The sequence below is a fragment of the Trichocoleus sp. FACHB-262 genome, from assembly GCF_014696035.1.
GTDB lineage: Bacteria > Cyanobacteriota > Cyanobacteriia > FACHB-46 > FACHB-46 > Trichocoleus.
Genome location: NZ_JACJPK010000108.1, coordinates 311720 through 333697 on the forward strand (window position 1 = coordinate 311720; position 21978 = coordinate 333697).

Here is a 21978-nt window from a genome sequence, read left to right on the forward strand (position 1 = left end):
ACAACGCAACTTGTTAAGGAAACACGGCTCGGTAGGCTTGAACTTGTAGATCAATGCCTGTGATCGCTGTACCTACGACGACTGCATAGGCTCCTAGATCTAAGGCTTGGCGGGCCATTGTAGGTGAAGCGATACCACCCTCACAAATGACAGGAATCTTCAACTGTTGAACCATTTGAGTGAGCAAGTCGAAACCGGGGGGAGATTGCTGTTGGGTGGCGGTAGTGTAGCCGTAGAGCGTGGTTCCTACTACGTCTGCTCCTGCTGCAACTGCGGCGATCGCGGCCTCTAAGGTATCGACATCGGCCATCACGAGTTTGCCGAGTTCTTGCTGTATCCGAGCGATCAAGTCAGTGATTGTCTCACTACCGGGGCGATCGCGCAAAGTCGCATCAATCGCGATGATGTCGGCTCCTGCCTCAGCGATCGCGGCAGCATGGTGAAATTGCGGCGTGATGTAAATGTCAAACCCAGGAATTTGTTGTTTCCAAAGGCCAATAATTGGAGCCTGAAGGCGTTGGCGTGCAGCTGCTACATGCTGGGGGGTATCAATCCGGACGCCGACTGCTCCTTGGTTGATAGCTGCTTGAGCGATCGCCGCAATGACGTTGGGGTCATGTAGGGGCGAGTCTACCGGAGCTTGGCAAGACACGATTAACCCATGACGCAAAGATGGAATCACATCGCTAGAAATAGCAGACATCGCCTCGACTGAGCCTGTGACTTTGTAACGTGATAAATGTAGCGTGATAAATGACTTTTAGGGAGAAAACGCTGCTTCCAGAGCGGCTGGCGTAATCGATTCCATCAGGGCTGCTACCTTGTATAGCAATTGCTCCGGTTCAATCGGTTTCTTTAAACAATCGTCTGCGCCTGCTTCTAAATAGTGAGAATCGGTTTTGTCAGGACAGTGATTAGTTAAGACTAAAATTTTGAGCGCTTGAGTGGCGGGTGAAGTGCGTAAATAGTGCATCACTTCATAGCCATCCATCCCCGGCAGTTGCATGTCAGCGACCACCACAACTGGATGCAAAATTTCAATTTGCTTCACCGCCGTTGATCCATCCACGAGCCAAACTACCTGGTAGCCTGCTGCGGTGAGCAGGTCGCAGATCAGCATGGCGCTCTCCTCATGGTTTTCGATCAAGACAATGCGGCCTTGCAAATTCCCTTGACTGGAATGCGTGGTGGGGACATCTGTAGCGGCAGATGGCTGTTGAGCGGGAAGATGTACTGTGAACACCGAACCCATGCCGACTGTCGAATCAACATCGATCCAGCCGCCATGAAGTTCTACGAGCTGCTTGGTTAAAGCTAGCCCTAACCCGGTGCCCTCATACTTGCGTTGGTAAGAGGTATCAAGCTGCTGAAACTTTTGAAACAGTAAGGGACGTTGGTGCTCTGGAATGCCAATACCTGTGTCTTCCACCTGAAGCACGGCTGTTTCGGCTTCGAGCCAAGCTCGCAGTGTGACTTGGCCGCCTTCTGGTGTGAACTTGATGGCGTTGCTGAGCAGGTTAAGCAGCACTTGCTTCAGTCGCCGTTGGTCAGCCGTAAAGCGATCGCCTGCCGCCGGAATCCTGACTTCGCTAATCAGTGCAATGTGGTTAGACTCGGCTTTTTCTTGTAGCGTTTGCAAGCTTTGATTGACTAAATTGGTGAGAGAAAACTCGCTCAGATTTAAGGTGGCTTTCCCGGCTTCTACTTGGGACAAATCCAGAATGTCATTGATTAAAGCCAGCAGGTGCTCGCCGCTATCGTGGATCGTTTGTAAATAATGGCGTTGGCGATCGCTCAAGTGCCCAAAGGACCAGCGTAACAAAGTCGCTGACATGCCAATGACACAGGTGAGTGGGGTGCGCAGCTCATGACTCATGGTAGCCACGAATTCGTTTCTAACTTGACTGGCGGCCTGGGCTACAGCCAAAGCATCATGTAGCTCTTGAGTCCGTTCAATCACCCGCTCTTCTAAAGTTTCCTTCTGTTGTTGCACCTGGGCATAGAGCTGGGCTTGGTCAATGGCGATCGCTAAGTGCTCAGCAATCCGCTGCAAAAATGTTTTTTCACTTTCCTGCCACTCTCTAGGCGCAAAGCACTGATGCGCGATCAACAATCCCCATAGCTCACCCTGCACCACAATGGGGGCCACCAACTTTGCTTGAATCTGATGCCGACGCAACAATTTCAACAGGCAGGGCGAAATGATATAGGTCGCTTCCACATCACTCACCGCTAGAGTGTAGCCTTGGCAATATTTTTCCTGGCAATTGGGAATTCCTACAAAGCAGTTTTCCTCTTCCGCCACATGCAGCACAGAAGAAATTTCTGCCGCAGCGCGCGCTTCATAGGTAATGCACCCATAACCAGGCTGCAAGTGTTGCAGAGGCTCAGAGTCAAAGGGCGTTTGCGGGTTAGGCCTAACTGCTGCTAAATGAGCATCAAATTGATAAATAACCAAGCGATCGGCTTGCAGAAAGTGCCGGACTTGCTGCACTGCTGTTTCTAAAATGCTGGACAACTCCAAGCTTTGGCGTACTTGCGTAATCACCTGATTAAGTAAGCGCTCTTGCTCAACCTGCTGGCGCAGCGCTTCCTCCACAGGCTGGCAAACTGACACAGATGGGTAATCGTTATTTAGCCCTGGGTTGGCTGTCCCAGCGATCGCCAATCGTTCCACCAATTGCAACGTAAACTCACTTTGCAGCTTGGCATCATTGGGGCAAAGCTGCTGACAAAGCTGCCCTAAGGTATCAGGAACATCAGACTGGTGACTAAACAGGGGACGGAGTTGAAATAAAAACTCAGCGATCGCGGCTGGCTCAAAGGTTAAATTCACCTCGCAGGCAGCGGATTCAGTTGATGATTCGTAGTGCAACTCAGGCCCAGAATGAAGCCCAGGGTGCAGGCCAGGCTCCAACCCAGACTCAAGCCCAACCGATTTGGCAGACAGCAGCGCACTAAACGGCTCTGATACCACCACCACAAATTGTTCTACTTCTAGGCCTAGAGAACGGTTGGTGGCAGAGAGCACGGCTTCGGTCAGAACTGTAGCTGTAGCCTGAGGCGCGATCGCCAGAGCCGTCTGGTGCAGAAGGTCGCGTATTTGGTTAAAGGTAGCACCAGGCAAAGTCCGACATACTGCTGAGGCTGGGAAACTAGGCATTTTCGGGGTTGTTCACAAAAATTAGCTGCCTGACTCAGTCAAGCGAAACGCTGTAAGCTGGTACGATGCAGCATGGCTGAAACCGCACCCAAATAATTGAATACTCAGTAAATTGCTTGATTAATGCTTGACCGCTATAGAGCGTCAGGCTTTTGAGTTAGAAAATGCGCGTCTGACATGACGATCAGCTCCTAATCAGCATATCTTAATCAACTCCTCTCCAGATCCGTGGAGGAGCGGGAGTCCAGGGTCAGCCGTATTTGTCAGCAATATCTTAAAACCCAAATTTAGAAATCCAAGTTCAGAAACCCAGAAACTATGCATCGTTTAGCTGCTACGCCCGGCGGTTGGAATCCGCAAGTGGAAGGCGTGATTTTTATCGAGCAAACGCCCGCACCTGTTGTTTTTTTGACTGCGGCTGACACTGACATCCAGACAATGGCGCAAGCTCTACCGCAATTGCCCCCAGAGTTTCCAGCTATTCGTGTAGTGAACCTGTTGCAGCTACAGCAACAACTCACCATAGATACCTATGCTGAAGCGGTGTTGGAGTCTGCTCAGGTGATCGTCTTGCGCCTGTTGGGAGGTCGTGCTTATTGGTCCTACGGCTTTGAGGTGGTCAAAGATACGGTTCAGCGCACCAAGGCAACTCTGATTGTGTTGCCAGGAGACGATCGCCCTGACCCAGATTTGATCAGCCACTCAACAGTGCCTCTCACAGCAGTGAATCAATTCTGGCGGTACTTCACCGAAGGCGGTGTCACCAATTTGGTCAACGCCCTCAAGTTTGCAGTCAAAATTGGCCTCAATCTAGATTATGCTCCTGCACCGCCTGAAGCGATTCCCCAAATCGGCTTCTACCCCTGGCAGCCTTATTCTTACCCCTTCTCCCCTCCCCTTCATCCTGCCCTCCAACCTACGGCAACGCTTGCAGCGGCAACCTCTCACCCCTCACCTGCAAAAGTAGGCTTATTGTTCTACCGGGCTCATTACCTTGCAGGCAACACAGCTCCGATTGATGCCTTGTGCCAAGCTTTAGCTGAGCGGGGTCTAGAGCCTGTTCCTATCTTTGTGCCATCGCTACGCGACCCAGACTTGCAGACCGAGTTGTTGAAGTACTTCCAGACTCCGGATGCGGCTCCTATTCAGGTACTACTTAATGCCACGAGTTTCTCGCTGGCTAAGTTGGAAACCGAGACTCCCAATTTAGAGCTTTGGCAACAGTTGGATGTGCCCGTGATCCAGGTGATTTTGAGCGGCGGCACGGTGGAGCAGTGGGAAACCGAGTACCGGGGATTGTCGCCCCGAGACACAGCGATGAATGTGGCCTTGCCAGAAGTCGATGGCCGCATTATTAGTCGTGCTGTTTCGTTTAAAGCAGTCCAGATTCGCAACCCCGATCTAGAAACAGATGTGGTGGGCTATCAGCCTGTGCGCGATCGCATTGAGTTTGTGGCTGATCTAGCTGCCCATTGGGTTACGCTGCGGCAAACTCCACCCGCCCAGCGACGCATTGCTTTGATTCTCGCTAACTATCCCACCCGTAATGGCCGACTGGCGAATGGCGTGGGTTTAGACACCCCAACGAGCTGTGTGGAAATCCTCAAAGCATTGCAGCAAGCAGGCTATCACCTAGCAGATGTGCCCCAAAGCAGTGAGGAGCTGATTCAGCGTTTAACCGCTGGAGTCACCAATGACCCTGAAGGTTATGAATTACGCGCTGTGCATCAAAGCCTGGACTTAGCAGAGTACCAACAGTATTTTGCAGCTTTGCCTGCATCGGTCCAACAAGGGATGCGCGATCGCTGGGGAGAACCGAGAGTTGACGGCTTAGCGTCAGATCCAGAAAACCCAAGTGCCAATCCTGCTGCTTTCCCCGTTTCTGGGTTGCAGCTCGGCAATGTTTTTGTCGGCATTCAACCTGCACGGGGCTACGATTTAGACCCCGCCTTGAACTATCACGCTCCTGATTTAGAGCCGACTCACGGATATCTAGCGTTCTACTACTGGCTGCGGCAGCACTTGCAAGCTCAGGCGATCGTGCATGTCGGCAAACATGGCAACTTGGAGTGGCTACCGGGTAAGAGTCTCGCCTTGTCCCAGTCCTGCTATCCTGAAGTCGCCTTTGGCCCTTTACCGCACCTCTACCCGTTTATTGTGAATGATCCAGGGGAAGGAGCGCAGGCCAAGCGGCGATCGCAAGCTGTGATTCTCGATCACTTAACGCCCCCCATGACTCGGGCCGAACTTTATGGGCCACTGCAACAACTAGAACGGTTAATTGATGAGTATTACGAAGCCCAAAGCTTGGACCCCACTCGCTTACCTGTCATTCGCGATCGCATCACGAATTTAGTGTTGCAAGAAAAGCTCCATCAAGATTTAGGCATTGAGTTTAGCTCCACCTCAGCGCAGGCTCAATTGGCAGAATTTTTGACGCGAGCCGATGGCTATCTGTGTGAACTGAAGGAAGCTCAGATCAGAGATGGTTTGCACATTTTTGGGTGCTGTCCAGAAGGGCGGCAACTCAGAGATTTGATCGTGGCGATCGCGCGGCATCCTGGAACGGGTCGTATGGGTTTAACTCGCGCCTTAGCCCAAGATTGGGGCTTAGATCTTGATCCACTCATGGCTGATTTAGCCAGTCCGTTTGAGTTAGCACCAGAACTCCCCGCCGGAGACCATGCCCCTGTAGCTAGTCCCCTGTTGCCTGTACATCTCCAGCCGCAGTTGTCTGCCTGTCGGACTTTGGGCGATGTGGTGGAATTCTTGGAGCAAGAAGCTGCTTTGCTAGTGGAGCAGGTGATGGATGCCTCTAGCGATGCCTCTATAGATGCGTTTACCTCTAGCGATCGCTCTCTCCCACCCCAAACCCAAGCAGAGATCACCTGGATTCGCACAGTTCTGCTACCTAGGCTGCAACAAACCCCGCAAGAAATTTCTCATTTATTGCAAGGTCTGTCAGGCCGTTACATTCCCAGTGGACCATCAGGAGCCCCCACCCGTGGTCGTCCGGAAGTGCTACCGACGGGCCGCAATTTTTACTCGGTTGATATTCGTGCCATTCCCACCGAGAGCGCTTGGGATGTGGGGCGAAAGGCGGCAGAAGCGTTGATCGAGCGCTACACCCAGGAAAATGGTGAGTATCCCAAAACGCTGGGCTTGTCGATCTGGGGTACTTCCACCATGCGAACTGGAGGCGATGACATGGCAGAAGCGTTGGCCTTGCTGGGAGTCCAGCCGATTTGGGAAGGCCCTTCTCGCCGGATGGTGGATTTCGAGATTTTACCGCTGGCAATTCTGGGGCGACCGCGTGTGGATGTGACGTTGCGAGTGTCTGGATTTTTCCGCGATGCTTTTCCCAACTTGATCGATCTCTTCGATCAAGCTGTCACCGCTGTCGCTGCCTTGTCAGAACCAGCCGACCAAAACCCTTTAGCGGCTCAAGTCCAGAAGGAAACTCAACATTGGCAATCTGTGGGGCTGACGCCAGAACAGGCAGAACAGCGATCGCGTTATCGGGTCTTTGGTTCTAAACCGGGTGCCTATGGAGCGGGTTTGCAAGGCTTGATTGAAGCACAAAATTGGACGGATGATCAGGATCTAGCGCGGGCCTACATCAACTGGAGCAGTTATGCCTACACCCGCAACGGCACAGGTCGCGCTGCCCCCGAAGCCTTTGAGCAACGGCTACAACAAATGCAGATCGTCCTACACAACCAAGACAACCGCGAACACGACCTATTAGACTCGGATGATTATTACCAATTTCAAGGCGGCTTAACGGCGGCGGTGCGATCGCTAACTGGCAAGAATCCCCAAACTTATTTTGGCGACCATTCACTGCCCCAAAACCCTAAAATTCGCAAACTCCAAGAGGAAATTGCCCGTGTATACCGCTCGCGCGTGGTGAATCCCAAGTGGATCGAGGGAGTGATGCGGCATGGATATAAGGGAGCCTTTGAAATGGCCGCAACGATTGACTACTTATTTGCCTACGATGCCACTGCTCACTGCGTCGAGGACCACATGTATCAGGGAGTAGCCAATGCCTATGTTTTGGATGAGCAAGTCCAAGCTTTTATTCAAGCAAAAAATCCCTGGGCTTTACGGGATATGGCAGAGCGGTTGCTGGAAGCCCACCAGCGGGGATTGTGGCAACAAGTGCAACCGGAAACTCTCGATCAATTGCGAGCGATCGCCCATGAAGCAGAAGCGGTGATCGAGACTACCCTCTGATCTACGGATTCTTAGCCCGCAAGGTAGTTTTAGGTTAGTAACTGCCCTGCGAGCTTACTTCTGGTACGGGAAGTGCGGCTACGGCTGAGTGGGAAGTTTGGGCATAGGTTTGTTGTACCGGAATTTCAATCCAGAATTCAGTGCCGTGCTGGGGTTGGGACTCACAATGTAGGGTTCCTCTGTGTCGCTGCACCACAATCTGGTAGCTGATTGATAGTCCTAATCCTGTCCCCTGGCCCACGGGCTTAGTGGTAAAGAATGGATCGAATAGGCGCTGTTTGACTTCCTGGGTCATGCCAGGACCATTATCAGCGATGCGAATGGCGACCCGATCCGGTGACACGAGTTCTGTGCGAATGCGAATTTGGCTAGGATGACTTTGAAGCTTTACCGCCGATCGCGTCTGGTTGTAGCTGTCCAAAGCATCGATCGCATTGCTGAGAATATTCATGAAGACTTGGTTGAGTTGCCCCGTATAGCACTCGACTAGCGGCAAATCACCGTACTCTTTGACCACTGCAATGCCTGGATGTTCTGGCTTAGCTTTTAGCCGATTCTGCAAGATTAACAGCGTACTATCAATGCCTTCGTGAATATTGACGCGTTTCATGTCCGATTCATCGAGGCGAGAAAAGTTGCGGAGCGAAAGCACAATTTGGCGAATCCGTTGAGTGCCAACTTTCATCGAAGCCAGCATTTTAGGCAGATCAATTTGCAGAAAGTCTAGATCGATTGCGTCAGCATATTGCTGGACTTCCGCCGGAATTGAAGAAGAGTGCTGCTGGTAGCGATGAATGAGTTCTAATAAATCTTGCACATAGGTATGGGTGTACTCCAAATTGCCATGAATGAAGTTGACTGGGTTGTTGATTTCGTGCGCTACTCCCGCCACTAGTTGCCCCAAGCTGGACATTTTTTCAGTCTGGATCAGTTGGGATTGGGCTTGTTGGAGTTCTTCGATGGCTTGCTCTAGCTGTTGGGCGCGATCGCGTTCCCGTTCCTCCGATTGCCGTAGTGAGGCTTCGGCTTGCTTGCGATCGCTGATCTCACTTTCCAAACTTTCGTTGACCCGCACAAGTTCTGCCGTCCGCTCAGTCACCTTCTGTTCTAAGGAACGATAAAGCTCGGCTAACTGCGCCGCCATCTGATTAAACTCTTGCGCCAGTTTCTCAATTTCATCACCAGTGGAGATGTTTACCTGATGGTCTAAATTGCCAGCTCCGATTGTCGCCGCACCTAGTTGGAGCTGATGGATAGAACGAATGACGGGCAGCAAAATCAATAAAAATTGACCGACCAAGACCAAAACAATTAGCCCAATAATGGCATAGGTAAAAGCTTGGGCTCCTTGCTTAAACTGTTGTCCAGCTTGCTGAGCCAAAACATCCTGCTGTTGAGCCGTATCGGTTAATAGAGCCAAATAAAAGTCGATGTCTTTACCAAAAGAGTCTAAGGCTCGTAAATCTTGCTGAATTTGATTTCCCTTGGCGGGTGTGTTGGTCAGGGTTCCTGCCAAGCGCACTAAGAAACGATGTCGCCGTCGCACGACAGGGATTTCTGCGGCCTCTGGCATAATGCGCTCCAACTCTTCCAAGCTGATCAAAAAGTTAGACATCGCCTTTTGGTAATCGGCCATATCTGCCGCTGCTTGATCCGTCAGCAAAAAAGCCTTGAGCGCTAGTAGTTGTTCGCGTAAGGAAAGTTGCAGCTCTAAGGAAATGATCCGAGCTTGAATGGTTTTCTCCCGGCTCGCCTGGATCGACTGATCGGCTTGTTTAATCAGGAGGGTACTGCCGCTCATGAAGCTAGCCACCAACCCAGCCGCCACCAGCGATGAGCCAATAAACTTCTGCCAAATCTTCATTGTCTTGGACCAGAATTTGCCTCTAAGGCCTTTTGTAATTGTCGAATCGGCTCATAATCAGCATCCTCGACCAATGTATATCCCGCAGATTCAGCTCCTGTAACGTCTGCAAGGCCCTCAGGAGCATTAATTAGAGCTTTTTTAAGGCTAGAAACGATTTCCGGGGAAAGTTTCTTAGAGACAACAATCGGTGACATGGGGATGGGAGCGGATTCCCAAATGATCTGGTACTGGCTGGGGTCAAGCTTGCCAGATTTTTGCCGCTTTAGCAAAGAGGGTCTGCTGTCGGCGATCGCGTCTACCACGCCTGCTTCCAAATCCGCCTGCGCTTTGTCATGGTTGCCAGAGTATTTGACGGTGGCAAAGTCTTGGTCTGGACGCAGACCTATTTTCTGGAAGTGAGCCATTGGCACCAAGTAACCAGAGGTGGAGGATCGGCTGACGAAGGCAAACCGCTTGCCTTTAAGATCGCTCAAGCTATCAATTCCAGCAGCTTTCCTAGCAATGATGACGCTGGTATAAGAAGGACGACCTGTACTTTTTTCAATCGGAGCGACGATCGGCTCAACTTGAGGGTTTTGCTGTTGGGCCAGCACATAGGTTAAAGGCCCCAAATAGGCAACTTCTACCTTTTCCTGCACTAGCAGCTCAACCGCTTGCTCATAGCTCGGAGTAACTTGAAAGTAAATGGGATATCCCAGCGACTTTTCTAGATACTCTGCGAGAGATTCCAGTTGTTTTTCTTGTTCTTTAGGACTCAGAGCTGGAATTACCGCCACATCAATGACGTTGAACTCTTTGACTTCCCGATTGCTGGTTGTCGGTGGATTGGATGCTGACGGAGTAGGGCGATCGCCAGATTGAGACCCGCAACTCACACTGAGCAGCATCAGGAACAGTGCCAGGCTATAGCGAACCCAGGTGCGGCAGCTAAAACGAGTGAGAAAAGACAATGTAGCTGGCATGAGGTGGGGAGTTGGTTAATGTCTACGGTTTATTTTTATTCAACGGGCATCTCGTGCTTTGAGCTTGCCTACAACTATTCAGGAGACTACTCAGGCACAGAGGCGGCTTCAGCTTCATTAACGAGGAATGGAGCACTTTGGCTAATGGGGATTTCGATCCAAAACTCTGCTCCTGTCCCCGGTTGGGTGTTGCACCAAAGGGTTCCTCGATGTTTCTCCACAATGATTTGGTAGCTGATAGAGAGCCCCAAGCCTGTTCCCTGACCAACGGGTTTGGTAGTAAAAAATGGATCAAACAAGCGCTGAACCACAAAAGCAGTCATACCAGGGCCATTGTCTTGAATCCGCACAGTAACTCGCTCTGGATGTAAGACTTCAGTGCGGATTGTAATAGTGGGTGCAGGCTCTGCCAGACCAGATGCGATCGCTGCCTCACTTTGACTATCCAAGGCATCAATGGCATTGCTCAAGATGTTCATGAAGACCTGATTCAACTGTCCGGCGTAGCACTCTACTTGGGGTAAGTCGCCATATTGCTTAATCACCTCGATCCCTTGAGAGCCTGGTCGGACTTTGAAGCGGTTTTGCAGGATGAGTAAAGTGCTATCAATTCCTTCATGGATGTTGACAGGTTTCATCTCTGATTCGTCTAGCCGAGAGAAGTTGCGGAGCGATAGAACAATTTGACGGATGCGATCGGCTCCGACTCTCATAGAGCTCAGCATCTTCGGCAGGTCTGCAACTAAAAACTCAAAATCGTTGGTTTGGCGATGTTGCTGAATTTCCAATGCTGGCTCAGGATAATGCTGCTGATATAGATCAATGAGTTTTAGCAAATCCTGCGTGTATTCGTTGGCATAACTCAGGTTGCCGTAGATAAAATTCACGGGGTTATTGATCTCATGGGCAATCCCTGCGACCAACTGGCCCAAACTCGACATTTTCTCAGTCTGAATTAACTGGGTTTGGGTGGTTCGCAGTTCTGCTAAGGCTTGGGTGAGCTGTTGAGCTTGGGCTTGAGCCGCAGCAGCGGTGGCTCGACTCTGAGCGTAAAGCTCGGCTTGATCGATCGCGATCGCTAACTGGTCGGCGACATCTTGCAATAACTCCACTTCATCCGTACTCCAAGACCGAGAGCCGCTGTAATGCTCACAAACAATGGCTCCGATTTGTCCAGAATTGGTATAGATGGCGATCGCTAGCAAAGAAACTAGACCTAAATCCGTTAAAGCTTCTCGGCTCCTAGTGTCTAATTGAGGAGCCGTGGCAATGTTGTCAATCCACAGCGGGCTCAGCTTCAGCAAGATTTCCCCTAGCACTTCCACGGCGATCGTGGGGGGTGGCAAGGAGCGATGAGTCAGGTGAGGCGCAGAAACTTCATGGGCCAGTTTAAACCGAGCGGCTTCCTCGCTCTGGTTGTACCAAAGAAACTCACAGCGATCGATCTCGAAGAGATGGTGAATTTCCTGGACAGCAGTCCGGACAATGGTTTCTAGCTCTAGCGTGCTCCGGATTTGAATGGATAGGCGACGCTTCAGCAGTTCTTCTCGCTTGGTCAACTCTAGCAACTGATTTTTGGCTTGTTGCAGATGTTGATTGGTGTTCACCAGTTCGGCCATCGCCACTTCTAGTTCTCGCGACTTGCGCTCTAGCTGGCAGCTGTACTGGATCACCTGGGGCACTTCTGCTAGTAAGTCAAGGATTAAAGCTGAATCTCTCAAATCAGATTCATCTACACCAAACCAGGGTTGGGGTTTGATCGAGCGTTCTGAGACATATAGCGACTGAAATTGCCCCGTGGGCAAAATCTCGCCAATGCGGCAACTCTTCCAAACATGGTGATTCGGCTCAATCTGAATAAAACCACTAGGGGCAATCAAGGTTTGGCCATAGGCGGCACAGCGAACTGGGTGGGTTTCAAAGGATTCAGCGGTTTCAACAGCCTGTTTCCATAGATAAACCTGGCTGTAAGCGGCTTCGACGGGATCGCTGGTGACTCGCTCTGCTCCATACAGCGTTTTGAACCGTTGTACGAAAGCCTGGTTAGGCAGACTGTCGATGCTTTGGAAATAGCTCCAAGTAGCGTAGTGTCCTGCCATCGCTGCTGGAGTGATGCGTTGCAGTTCGTCTTCAGTCACGCTCACCGCCATGATGGGAATTTCTGCCGCAGAAATCCCCGCTGCATGGTACTGCTGGTAAAATTCCACATTGCCGTTGCCGTTTAAAGTACTAAAAACGACATCGGGTCTAGCTTGTTTGATTTGCTCAATCACGGAGCGATAATCTGTGGTTTCTAAAGCGGGATAGGCTTCGCCCACAGTCATGCCTCCCAGTTGCTTCAACCGCGCTTTGATAATTTTGTTCGCAACTCTGGGAAAGACATAATCCATCCCCAGGAGATAAAAGCGGCGATGTTGATGCTGAAACAACCAATTAACGGCTGGCTCCACTTGCTGGTTGGGGCAGGCTCCTGTGTAAAAAATGTATTTGGAACACTCCAAACCTTCATACTGCACGGGGTACCAGAGCAAGCGATCGAATTCTTCTAAGACAGGTAAGACCAACTTGCGGCCTGTGGAAGACCAACCGCCAAACAAGGTGACGACTTGCTCAATTTTTAGGAGCTTTCTAGCTTTTTGCTCAAAGACGTAAGGGTCAGAAGCGCTATCTTCCACTACAGGTACGATCGCTTGACCGAGGACTCCCCCGGCTTGGTTAATTTCAGCGATCGCCATTAAGGCAGCATCTTTCAGAGACGATTCGCTGATTGCTAGCGGCCCACTTAAAGAATGGAGGATTCCAACTCGGACGGTGCCATCTGGAGGATTCATCGTGCGCTGTGCTACCAAACTGCTCATAAACCTGACATGCTGAATTAGCCTGGCTCAAGGCGATCGCGCATGGTATGAACGACCTGTCGTTTAATTTGCAGAAATTCCGGGGTCAACTTCAGTTCCATATCCCGCTGCGTTGGCAAATCTATGCCAATTTCTGCCTTGATTTGCCCTGGATGGGCACTCATTACATAAATTCTCTGAGATAGAAAAATTGCTTCTTCTACGTCGTGGGTAATCATCAAAACTGTGACGTGAGTTTGCTCCCAAAGATTGAGCACGAACTGCTGCATCTGCTCTTTGGTTTGGGCGTCCAAAGCGCCAAACGGTTCATCCATTAGGAGAACGTCTGGTTCATTCGCTAAAGCCCGCGCGATCGCCACTCGTTGTTTCATCCCACCCGATAGCTGTTTAGGATAAGCTTTGGAAAATTGAGTTAGCCCAACTACGTCTAAATAATACGCTACCCGTTGCCTCCGTTCCGGTTTGGGTAAACGCTGCAACTTTAGCCCATAACCAATGTTTTGAGCGACGGTGAGCCAGGGAAATAGCGTGTAGCTTTGAAAGACTAAACCGCGATCGCGACCGGGGCCTTGCACTGCTACCCCATCCATCAACACTTGTCCAGACGTGGGTGGAACCAGCCCCGCCACAATATTCAGCAGGGTTGATTTACCGCAACCAGACTTGCCCACAATACAGACAAACTCATTGGGGCAAACGTGGAGGTTGATGTCTTGCAAGACTACCAGCGGCTGTCTCTGACTCTGAAAGGTTTTGCTGAGGTGGTGAACCGCTAGTTTGGGTTGACCCATTGAGGTGGCTATGCCATCAACCCTGAAAGCGGTTTCAAGACTGGAATTAGGAGGTCTAGTAGACGGTGCCATTGCGAATTGCCTCAGGGTGAGCATGAGTCCGACCGATGGTAGTGCCTCAGACCCTCTATCTTCAGCATGCCCTTGGGCAATCTAGGCGTAACGGATGTAACCGAAGGGCTGTTGACCTGAACTTTTAGCCCTGAACTTTTAGCCAAGGCAGGTAGGTAAGCGATCGCTGCCCTCAGATGACTAGTTTGGGCGTGCTAACTTGGGCAACATCCAATGAATTTTTACCAAAGTTTAACCAAAGTTATGACTAGAAAGCTATTTCAGGCTTGGTGTAGTCTCTGGAAAATTCGGGGTGAGATTTCTAAGCGTCTATATTTTTTGATGGTGCTTCTATCTATTTCAATACCTCTGTTAAGTTGGGCTTGCATCACTTACAGCGGCTGGGTAGATAGTCAGTTTTTGCCAAGCCCGACTACTGTGTTAGCTCGTGGCTATACTTCACTACAAAGTGGAGAATTAATTGCAGATTTAATGGCTAGTTTGTCAAGAGTAGTTTGGGGCTTCTTGGCTTCAGCTATTCTTAGCATTCCTTTGGGGTTAATAATTGGTGCCTTCAAGAGTATGCAAGGGCTTCTGGAACCAATTTTGGGGTTGCTTCGGTATATGCCGACCGCTGCTTTCATCCCTTTAATTATTTTATGGATTGGCATTGATGAGCCAGCCAAAATTGCCATTATCTTTCTGGGCACCTTTTTCTATAACGTCTTGATGATTGCTGATGCCGTCAAGTTTATTCCAAGTGATTTAATTAAGGTTAGCTATACCTTGGGAGCAAAAGAAAAAGACATCTTCTTCGATGTGATTTTTCCAGCTACGCTACCTCATATTATTGATACTCTCAGAATTAATATCGCGACGGCCTGGAATTTTGTTGTGATTGCCGAGTTGATTGCAGCCAGCTCCGGTTTAGGTTATCGGATTTTAATGGCTCAAAGAGCTTATCAAACCGATGCCATTTTTGTGGGGATTATTGTGATTGGTTTGGTAGGCTTACTAATAGATTTTAGCTTCAAGTTACTCTTTAACTTAGTTGTACCTTGGGCGACTGATAAAAATCATTAAAAGCCATTAGTTGGATGAGTGCGATCGCATCAAGTACTCACCAAACTTGCTGATTGAGTTAGCTCAAAGTGACTTCACTAGAGAATCATCATATATTTTATTAACATCCACTACAACGGGAGTTAGGTTCATATCCTTGGCAGTTTTGGCTGCGAACTTCAGGCTGTCAAAGACGTTTCTAGGATGTTGAGGGTTAAAGACAATGTTCTTGTTATCTTCAATGCCAAATAACTTAACTCCCCCCACTTGTTGCGCGGCTTCTTCCGGAGTAACGTTGAGCCGCTTGGCTACAATAGCGATCGCTTTTTCATCTTTTTGCTGAACCAGCTTTACCGCTTTATCGATCGCTTTCATGTAGGCTAAAATTTCAGATTTCTTGGTTTGAATCACCTTTTCCTTGGCGATCAAACCATCAGGAACAATATTGCTGTCTTTGCTAGTAAACAGAATCTTGCCGCCGCCTTGCTTCGCTGCTTTGACCATCCAAGGATCATAAGTTACGGCAACATCAACTTTTTTGGCAGCAAATGAAGCAGCAGCATTAGCGGCTGAAGTATCAATAATCTTGATATCTTTCTCTGTTAACCCGCCTTTTTCTAAATAGCGTCGTAGTAGTAACACTTCAAACAAAAGATTTTCCCGAGCTACGGTTTTACCCTTTAAATCAGAGGGTTGACTAATGTCACGACCAATAATGCCGTCAGAGCCATCTGAATAGTCAAAGAGCATTAATAGTTTGATGGAAGTGTCGCGCTGAGCCAACGGCACTAAGTCAGGAACTCCCGTCAAAGCTAGATCAACTTTGTTGGCTAATAAAGCAGTATTAGGGTCACTTTGGGTGGGGAAGAAAACCTCCTTAACTTCAATGCCCTCTGCTTTAAACAGATTCAAATCTGTCGCGACATATTGGGCAGCAAATCCTGGCCAAGGGGGAACCCCAACAATCAAAGGCTGATTAGCAACAGAATTGGTTTGAGGTTGAGAGCTACAAGCAATGGGTAAACACAAGGCCAATGAAAATAAAAAGAATAGAAAGCCTGTTCGATAGCGATTAAGCATACTTCTGAACATACTCAATTCCTGGTAAGTACCTGAACTTAGTTAAGCATCACCCTACTTCCGGACTGTATGATCCTTAAGCATTTGTGGCTGGCTGGTTTGCTCTAAGTTTATCTAAGCTATTGTTTAACTGATTCAGTGCTTGTCCCTGTGGGGTGGATCAATGACAGAACATCCGCATGACTCTGATCAAGACTCATCTGCCTATGCAATGGAATTCTGTCGAGATCCGGAAGTCGCCAAACTGGATATCTTGGCGATCGCTGAGACTGTGCGAGATGCGGGAAACCTGCATGTCCTTAAAGCCACGCCTAACACCTGTTTCTGGGGCTTTTTTGATCAGTCTTTGCCCCCAGTCCTCACGATTAACTCCGGGGACATTGTTTATGTGGAAGCCTTGACTCATCAAGCGGGAGGAGCACCCGATTTGATGATGGACCAAGGGGTGCGGGATGTCTACGAACAAGTCAGCGATCGCGGTCCAGGCTTACACATCATGACAGGTCCGATCGCGGTGAAGGATGCTGAGCCAGGAGACACACTAGTCGTCAGAATTTTGAAGACCACGCCGCGTCTGCCTTATGGAGCTAACATTGCCGCTCATTGGGGCTACCTCTACAACAGCTTCCGCAAAGAGCGCATTACTGTTTACAAACTAGATACTGCATCGGGATTGGCCCAACCTGCCTTTGCTTACGACTTCAAAGAGCGCCCATTGTATAACCAACCGGGATTGATAGTGCCGCCTGAAGCCACCCACCGCGAGCCGATCAAAACCCATGTTGCTATTCCTCTACGACCTCACTTCGGCATTATGGGGGTAGCTCCTCCGCAAAAGGGTCGCGTCAATAGCGTCCCCCCTGGACCTTTTGGTGGCAACATCGATAACTGGCGCATGGGAGCAGGAGCTACGGTTTACTATCCCGTGTTTACGCCCGGAGCCAACTTCTTTGTTGGGGACCCTCACATGGGGCAAGGAGATGGCGAAATTTCAGGCACCGCGATCGAAGCATCAATGAATGCTTGGCTGCAAATCTCGCTCTTGAAAGACTTTCCCATCGGCAGCCCTCTCCTGGAAACTCAATCCCACTGGATTACCCACGGCTTTCACGATGATCTCAACCAAGCGGTGCTTCAGTGCGCCGATCAAATGCTGGACTTCCTACAAACCAAGCGTAAGATGAGTGCTGACGAAGCTTATGCCCTCATGTCAGTTGCAGTAGACTTCGGGATTACTCAAGTAGTGAATCAGCGACGAGGCTGTCACGCTGCACTTCCTAAACAGTTATTTTTACCAACACCTGATCTACCTGAAGTTTAAGTTAGAGGCTCACGCTGCATAGAAACTCGAAGCATTTTCTAAATTGTTTTTTAGAACACACTTTGGGGAACGCTGAGAGGCGAAGAAGGCGGTAAAACGTCGAAAAAACGCAAAAAACTTGTCGAAATTGGAGTTTCCCTGTGCTCGAATATATCACTTTGCCCAATACGCTACCTCCTGTTGCTCCTTACTCTCATGCAGTTCGAGCAGGTGACTTTCTATTTATCACAGGTCAATTATCTGAAGACCCTGAAACTGGAGAGATTGTGCGAGGTCCGATCGCGGAGCAAACTAAGCAAGTCATGGAGAATCTAAAATTAGTTTTGCAGCATGCTGGTACGGGTCTAGACAAAGTGGTGATGAGTCGGATTTTTATTACTGATTTTCGTGAATATCAAACTGTCAATGAAATTTATTCTGCCTACTTTCCAGCTAATCGCTTACCGAGCCGAACCACAGTCGGAGTAATTGGATTGGCAGGGTTAGGTGATGTAGAAATTGATTTAATTGTTTATTGCGGTGATTAGGTAGCGATGGCTGGTTGGAGCGGTAGCTTGAGGCAAAATTCTGCTCCTCGGCCTGATTGTGAGACACACCAAAGTGCCCCTTGATGAGTTTCTGTCACAATCTGCTGGCTGAGAGCAAGCCCGATTCCAGTTCCTTTTCCCATCGGTTTAGTGGTAACAAAAGGTTCAAAGAGTCGAGCTTTTACTTCATCGCTGATCCCAGGACCGTTATCAGCAATCGAAACAGTGATTGTGCTTGTATCTTCTGCTTTAGTGCGAATGGTAATTCTGGGAAGTAGGCAAGAATTGTCGGTGCAATTCTGAGTACTGCGATCGCTACTTCTCAAAGCATCAATAGCATTACTCAAAAGATGCATAAAAACTTGATTAATTTGACCTGGATGGCATTCAATCAAGGGTAAATCGCTGTACTCTTTGATGATTTGAATCCCTGGAAAGCCACCCGCTGGTTTCAGGCGATGCTGCAAGAGTAACAATGTGTTGTCGAGGCTCTGATGAATATTGGCTTGTCGCATGCAGGCATCATCGGGTCGAGAAAAGCTGCGTAAAGATAAAATAATGGCTTGGATTCGCTTAACCCCAACCGCCAGTGAAGTTAAAACCTTGGGAAGATCCTGAACTAAGAATTCGAGGTCAGCCAGTTTGATTTGTTGTTGAATCTCTAGCTCAGGTTGCGGGTGGTACTTTTGGTAGAGTGCTAATAGATTGAGTAAATTGTGGCTGTACTCCCTCACATGCCCCAAATTTCCATAGATGAAGTTGACAGGATTGTTAATTTCTTGAACAATACCTGTCACTAATTGACCCAGGCTAGACATTTTCTCAGTTTGAATCAGTTGCGCCTGGGTTTGTTTCAGCTCAACTAACATCGTTTCCAGTTGCTGCGCTTGTTGTTGTGCCGCTGCCGTCGCTGCCTCGCGCTGCTGAAACAGTTCTGCGTGACTTAAATCAATAGCTAGTTGTTCGGCTTCGCTCTCTGATTGATATTGGCTCACGACTGCATCTAAGGTTTCTAGGAACCTGGTAGAAGCAGCGCTCAGAATCGCTTGCAAATGGGGATTTTCTAAAGTTAGTTCTGCGGCTGGAGCCGTCGCGATCGCTCGCACCTGATAAATGTAGTCGCGGACTTGTTGGTCCAGATTCAACGGCGGCTCAAAATACATCGCTTGCAGAGCCGGAGACAAACGCCCTGGCAGTTTCAGGCTGGCATCTCCTTTTAGCAACCCTTGATGAGACTGCTCCATCAACGCGATCGCCGATAGTAAGACAGACTGCAACCGGGTCCGCTCAGCTTCATCACGACTGCAAACTAGTTGCAAAGCGAACAAAGCTGTCCGTTGAGAGAGCATCCGCTGGCGACCGCTTACATTCACCACTGCTGCATTAATCTCTCGGCTGGTATTAAGCTGCTCTAAATCGAAACTGTTGCCAAAACTGAACACAGACAATAACTCCAAATGAAGTAACTTGTGAGAAACATCACGATTCACAGATGCATTGTTCATGACCTTTCTGCACTCAATTACCTCTGTGAAACGATGGGCCTAGGCTAAACAGTTTGAGCACCCTAATTCCACCGAAAAGGTGATTAAACCAATGGTAAAAACTTACTACTTGTTACCTCTGTGACCTAATGGTGAGCTTTTTGGTCCTACCTTAGAGATGACAGGCAGAGAAGAGATAAATGTGTTTTTGAATACTAAAACTATGAACTGAATAATCCGACAATATCGTGTCTTTTTATACTTGATTGCACTAACTTTGTGATCAAACTAAGAATTCTGGTGGCTATGGCGGTCATCCGGATGAATTTAATACTGAAGTAGAAAAATTTGCAAGATTGCTGAGCTTGAGGTTCAACAAATCCTCACAAAAGTAGCGGTGAATAAACAGCTTTGTTGATCCCTCTATTGTCAAGTTGGTTTTGACTGCTAATATGTGGGGATCAGTTCCCTTTGTGGTCAGATTGGCATGAAGTTAATGCAGCCCGTACCGCAAGAAGTGATGCAGCAAATTGCTGAGTACTTCAGTATCTTGAGTGAGCCAATGCGTCTACGAATCTTGAACTTGTTGCGCGATGGTGAGAAATGCGTACAAGATTTGGTCGAGGCTACGGAAACTAGTCAAGCTAATGTTTCTAAGCACCTAAAGGTGATGCTGCAAGCAGGAATCTTGAGCCGACGGACTGAGGGAACTTCGGCCTACTACAGCATCGAAGATGACCTGATTTTTGAGCTTTGTAACTTAGTTTGCGATCGCCTCGCCACCCGGATTGAGCAACAAGCTCACTACTTCCGCACCTTTGGTCTAGCTGAGCAGTCCATCAGCGTCAGCACTCCCGAACATTAGGCCAAAACACGAAATCAGAGCACTAGAGTGGAAAGTCTCTGGCAAAGCTTTGGCGAGTAAAGGGTTGATCCAGGAGTAAGCCTTCACCCCCTAGTGTTTCTAGCAGTTCGCCATTCACGGAGAGCCAAACCTTAGCATCGGGCTGGAGACTGGTAGCGGTGTAAAGGACTTGCGCCACTCGACCCGTCATGGAGGCGCTGCCGCCCCCTTGAGTAAACTCCTCTGAAAAGTCAATATGAATACCGTCTGGCTCCACGGTTAGGCTGCGAAGTTTCGTGCCTTGAGGCAGGGTCGTGGCGATCGCGGTATCTTTCCCCTTAGGGCCAGTCAATAATTCAGCAAAGGCAGCTTTCAGAGCGGCTTCTGGCTGCAAGTCAGTCTGTAAAGCTGTCTGATTGGGTACAGTTTCTAGTCCTTTACCTGTGTCTTGAAGCCAATAGGGTCGGGCTACCTCTTCCTGAGCAGGCTGAGCGGCTTGAGTTTGCGGCGGTTTGGTAGTGGAAAAATCTGTAGAGTTGGTGGCATTGGGAACCCGACTGGCGAAGTCCGGTTGAGAGGATTGCCAAGCCAGCCAAGCGGCTCCTCCCCCTGCCGCCATAATCAAGGCTGACAAGCCCGCAATTAGACCGACAGAAACTGGACGGGTCCGAGATTGGTCTTCCATAGGAAGCTCCTGTTGAAAGGTTAGTAGTGTGGTAAATGCACTACCAGAGCCGATGACGGTAACAACCCACCAAAGTTATATGGTGAAGTCCGAGTGACTACAAAAGCATACCCAAGTTTTTCGCCCAATCTCTAGTTTGATGGGGTGGCAGGAGAAGCTGGAGGTGTTTCAGCGCGGACAAAAGCGACAATATCGATCTGTTGCTCTGGCACTACCTTTAATTGTAGGACTCGTGCCGTTACTGCTGGCCCAGCTAATTGGTCAAGGTCAAACCGCTCCGTGACTCCCCTAGCGATCGGGTCGAGGATTTCCTGGGGCACTGCTTCCCCGTTCACACTAATGCGCGGCTCTACTAATTGCAATCGCTTCCCAGCCACAACTGCTAGACCCGACTCGACGGTAATCTGCAAGCGATCGCTTTGTCCTTGCTCTTGCAGCTCTGCCTTGGCCCGAATCCGGTTATTGGGCAGCAACTCCACTTGCGGGTTGAGAAAGTCGTAGCGTTGTACTTGCTGAGCTTCCGAGTCCTCTAAGGCGCTAGCCCCCAAATCCCGCAAGCGCTTGGTCACTGTCGGGGAACTGAGGGCGCGATTAATATCTGCTTGGGTTAAAACCAGATGTACCCCTGCTTGCAACGGGCGATCGAGCTTCAGACCTTTACCCCCGCCGCGAGGGTTGATGTCAATCGGATCGGTTTCAACGTCTAATGCCGCAATCCGGAATTCTGGCAGGGGAAACAATCCTCGACCGGCAATCCTCACCTTTTCTGCCTTGCCTTGCACAACTTGGTAACTCGGTGCGTTATCAACTCGCACCTGCAACTGTTCCACCGACTTAAATTGCGATCGCACGGCATTTTCAGCCACGCGATCGAGCACTAAGCCTGCGGGTGAAACCAGAGCAATCAGGCTCGACAGAAAAATGGTGAGGAATTCCATAACCAAGTCCGGAGTTGAGGAGGTGCGACCGACCTAACCCCCAGCCCCTTCCCTACTAGGGAAGGAGAGCCAGAGTCAAAGCCCCTCTCCGCGTCGGGGAGGGGTT

Annotated in this window: 15 protein-coding genes; 5 read left to right on the plus strand and 10 right to left on the minus strand. The window is 49.5% G+C overall.

The window, feature by feature from the left end; all coding sequences use genetic code 11:
* Nucleotides 1–13: 13 nt before the first annotated feature.
* Nucleotides 14–703 carry an N-acetylmannosamine-6-phosphate 2-epimerase gene (locus H6F68_RS26985; RefSeq protein ID WP_190563815.1) on the minus strand — a complete coding sequence of 230 codons (690 nt, stop codon included), beginning with the start codon at nucleotides 701–703 and terminating at the stop codon, nucleotides 14–16.
* Between the two features lie 57 nt (nucleotides 704–760).
* The gene (locus H6F68_RS26990) at nucleotides 761–3163 is read right to left on the minus strand and encodes a GAF domain-containing hybrid sensor histidine kinase/response regulator (protein WP_190563817.1); all 2403 of its coding nucleotides are present in this window, start codon (nucleotides 3161–3163) and stop codon (nucleotides 761–763) included.
* Between the two features lie 318 nt (nucleotides 3164–3481).
* Here H6F68_RS26990 and cobN point away from each other — a divergent pair, with 318 nt between their 5' ends.
* Nucleotides 3482–7402, plus strand: coding sequence for a cobaltochelatase subunit CobN (cobN, locus tag H6F68_RS26995; RefSeq protein WP_190563819.1), 3921 nt, complete (start codon nucleotides 3482–3484; stop codon nucleotides 7400–7402).
* A 34-nt stretch (nucleotides 7403–7436) separates the two neighbouring features.
* Here cobN and H6F68_RS27000 read toward each other — a convergent pair whose 3' ends face one another.
* The 4 genes from H6F68_RS27000 to H6F68_RS27015 all read right to left on the minus strand — a co-directional run bounded on the left by H6F68_RS27000 (nucleotide 7437) and on the right by H6F68_RS27015 (nucleotide 13952).
* Nucleotides 7437–9266: a sensor histidine kinase gene (locus H6F68_RS27000; RefSeq protein ID WP_190563822.1), complete on the minus strand. Its 1830-nt coding sequence runs from the start codon at nucleotides 9264–9266 to the stop codon at nucleotides 7437–7439.
* Nucleotides 9263–10231 carry a phosphate/phosphite/phosphonate ABC transporter substrate-binding protein gene (locus tag H6F68_RS27005; protein ID WP_190563824.1) on the minus strand — a complete coding sequence of 323 codons (969 nt, stop codon included), beginning with the start codon at nucleotides 10229–10231 and terminating at the stop codon, nucleotides 9263–9265. The genes H6F68_RS27000 and H6F68_RS27005 overlap by 4 nt, the downstream gene beginning before the upstream one ends.
* Nucleotides 10232–10317: 86 nt before the next feature.
* Complete coding sequence (locus H6F68_RS27010; protein ID WP_199300378.1) at nucleotides 10318–13089, minus strand: transporter substrate-binding protein; 2772 nt, start codon at nucleotides 13087–13089, stop codon at nucleotides 10318–10320.
* Nucleotides 13090–13106: 17 nt separating this feature from the next.
* Nucleotides 13107–13952: an ABC transporter ATP-binding protein gene (locus H6F68_RS27015; protein WP_199300380.1), complete on the minus strand. Its 846-nt coding sequence runs from the start codon at nucleotides 13950–13952 to the stop codon at nucleotides 13107–13109.
* A 213-nt stretch (nucleotides 13953–14165) separates the two neighbouring features.
* On the opposite strand from H6F68_RS27015, the gene H6F68_RS27020 reads away from it, so the two are divergent.
* The gene (locus H6F68_RS27020; RefSeq protein WP_190563826.1) at nucleotides 14166–15014 is read left to right on the plus strand and encodes an ABC transporter permease; all 849 of its coding nucleotides are present in this window, start codon (nucleotides 14166–14168) and stop codon (nucleotides 15012–15014) included.
* Nucleotides 15015–15077: 63 nt separating this feature from the next.
* Here H6F68_RS27020 and H6F68_RS27025 read toward each other — a convergent pair whose 3' ends face one another.
* Nucleotides 15078–16028, minus strand: coding sequence for an ABC transporter substrate-binding protein (locus H6F68_RS27025; protein WP_190563828.1), 951 nt, complete (start codon nucleotides 16026–16028; stop codon nucleotides 15078–15080).
* Between the two features lie 208 nt (nucleotides 16029–16236).
* Here H6F68_RS27025 and H6F68_RS27030 point away from each other — a divergent pair, with 208 nt between their 5' ends.
* Both H6F68_RS27030 and H6F68_RS27035 read left to right on the plus strand, forming a co-directional pair.
* Nucleotides 16237–17394: an acetamidase/formamidase family protein gene (locus H6F68_RS27030; protein WP_199300382.1), complete on the plus strand. Its 1158-nt coding sequence runs from the start codon at nucleotides 16237–16239 to the stop codon at nucleotides 17392–17394.
* Nucleotides 17395–17534: 140 nt separating this feature from the next.
* The gene (locus H6F68_RS27035) at nucleotides 17535–17921 is read left to right on the plus strand and encodes a RidA family protein (RefSeq protein ID WP_190563830.1); all 387 of its coding nucleotides are present in this window, start codon (nucleotides 17535–17537) and stop codon (nucleotides 17919–17921) included.
* Here the strand turns inward: H6F68_RS27035 and H6F68_RS27040 are convergent.
* Nucleotides 17918–19426, minus strand: a complete 1509-nt coding sequence (locus H6F68_RS27040; RefSeq protein ID WP_190563832.1) for an ATP-binding protein — start codon at nucleotides 19424–19426, stop codon at nucleotides 17918–17920. The genes H6F68_RS27035 and H6F68_RS27040 overlap by 4 nt on opposite strands.
* A gap of 466 nt (nucleotides 19427–19892) precedes the next feature.
* Here H6F68_RS27040 and H6F68_RS27045 point away from each other — a divergent pair, with 466 nt between their 5' ends.
* Nucleotides 19893–20270 carry a helix-turn-helix transcriptional regulator gene (locus H6F68_RS27045; RefSeq protein ID WP_190433152.1) on the plus strand — a complete coding sequence of 126 codons (378 nt, stop codon included), beginning with the start codon at nucleotides 19893–19895 and terminating at the stop codon, nucleotides 20268–20270.
* 22 nt (nucleotides 20271–20292) lie between these two features.
* On the opposite strand, the gene H6F68_RS27050 is transcribed toward H6F68_RS27045, so the two are convergent.
* On the minus strand, nucleotides 20293–20934 hold the full coding sequence (locus tag H6F68_RS27050; protein WP_190563834.1) for a GerMN domain-containing protein: 642 nt from the start codon (nucleotides 20932–20934) through the stop codon (nucleotides 20293–20295).
* Nucleotides 20935–21065: 131 nt separating this feature from the next.
* The gene (locus H6F68_RS27055; RefSeq protein ID WP_190563836.1) at nucleotides 21066–21872 is read right to left on the minus strand and encodes a DUF2993 domain-containing protein; all 807 of its coding nucleotides are present in this window, start codon (nucleotides 21870–21872) and stop codon (nucleotides 21066–21068) included.
* Nucleotides 21873–21978: the final 106 nt, after the last annotated feature.

Excerpts from the sequence above, each read along its gene's own strand:
- H6F68_RS26985 (WP_190563815.1), bottom strand. The coding sequence starts at position 703 with ATGTCTGCTATTTCTAGCGATGTGATTCCATCTTTGCGTCATGGGTTA.
- H6F68_RS26990 (WP_190563817.1), bottom strand. The coding sequence starts at position 3,163 with ATGCCTAGTTTCCCAGCCTCAGCAGTATGTCGGACTTTGCCTGGTGCT.
- cobN (WP_190563819.1), top strand. The coding sequence starts at position 3,482 with ATGCATCGTTTAGCTGCTACGCCCGGCGGTTGGAATCCGCAAGTGGAA.
- H6F68_RS27000 (WP_190563822.1), bottom strand. The coding sequence starts at position 9,266 with ATGAAGATTTGGCAGAAGTTTATTGGCTCATCGCTGGTGGCGGCTGGG.
- H6F68_RS27005 (WP_190563824.1), bottom strand. The coding sequence starts at position 10,231 with ATGCCAGCTACATTGTCTTTTCTCACTCGTTTTAGCTGCCGCACCTGG.
- H6F68_RS27010 (WP_199300378.1), bottom strand. The coding sequence starts at position 13,089 with ATGAGCAGTTTGGTAGCACAGCGCACGATGAATCCTCCAGATGGCACC.
- H6F68_RS27015 (WP_199300380.1), bottom strand. The coding sequence starts at position 13,952 with ATGGCACCGTCTACTAGACCTCCTAATTCCAGTCTTGAAACCGCTTTC.
- H6F68_RS27020 (WP_190563826.1), top strand. The coding sequence starts at position 14,166 with ATGAATTTTTACCAAAGTTTAACCAAAGTTATGACTAGAAAGCTATTT.
- H6F68_RS27030 (WP_199300382.1), top strand. The coding sequence starts at position 16,237 with ATGACAGAACATCCGCATGACTCTGATCAAGACTCATCTGCCTATGCA.
- H6F68_RS27040 (WP_190563832.1), bottom strand. The coding sequence starts at position 19,426 with ATGAACAATGCATCTGTGAATCGTGATGTTTCTCACAAGTTACTTCAT.
- H6F68_RS27045 (WP_190433152.1), top strand. The coding sequence starts at position 19,893 with ATGAAGTTAATGCAGCCCGTACCGCAAGAAGTGATGCAGCAAATTGCT.
- H6F68_RS27050 (WP_190563834.1), bottom strand. The coding sequence starts at position 20,934 with ATGGAAGACCAATCTCGGACCCGTCCAGTTTCTGTCGGTCTAATTGCG.
- H6F68_RS27055 (WP_190563836.1), bottom strand. The coding sequence starts at position 21,872 with ATGGAATTCCTCACCATTTTTCTGTCGAGCCTGATTGCTCTGGTTTCA.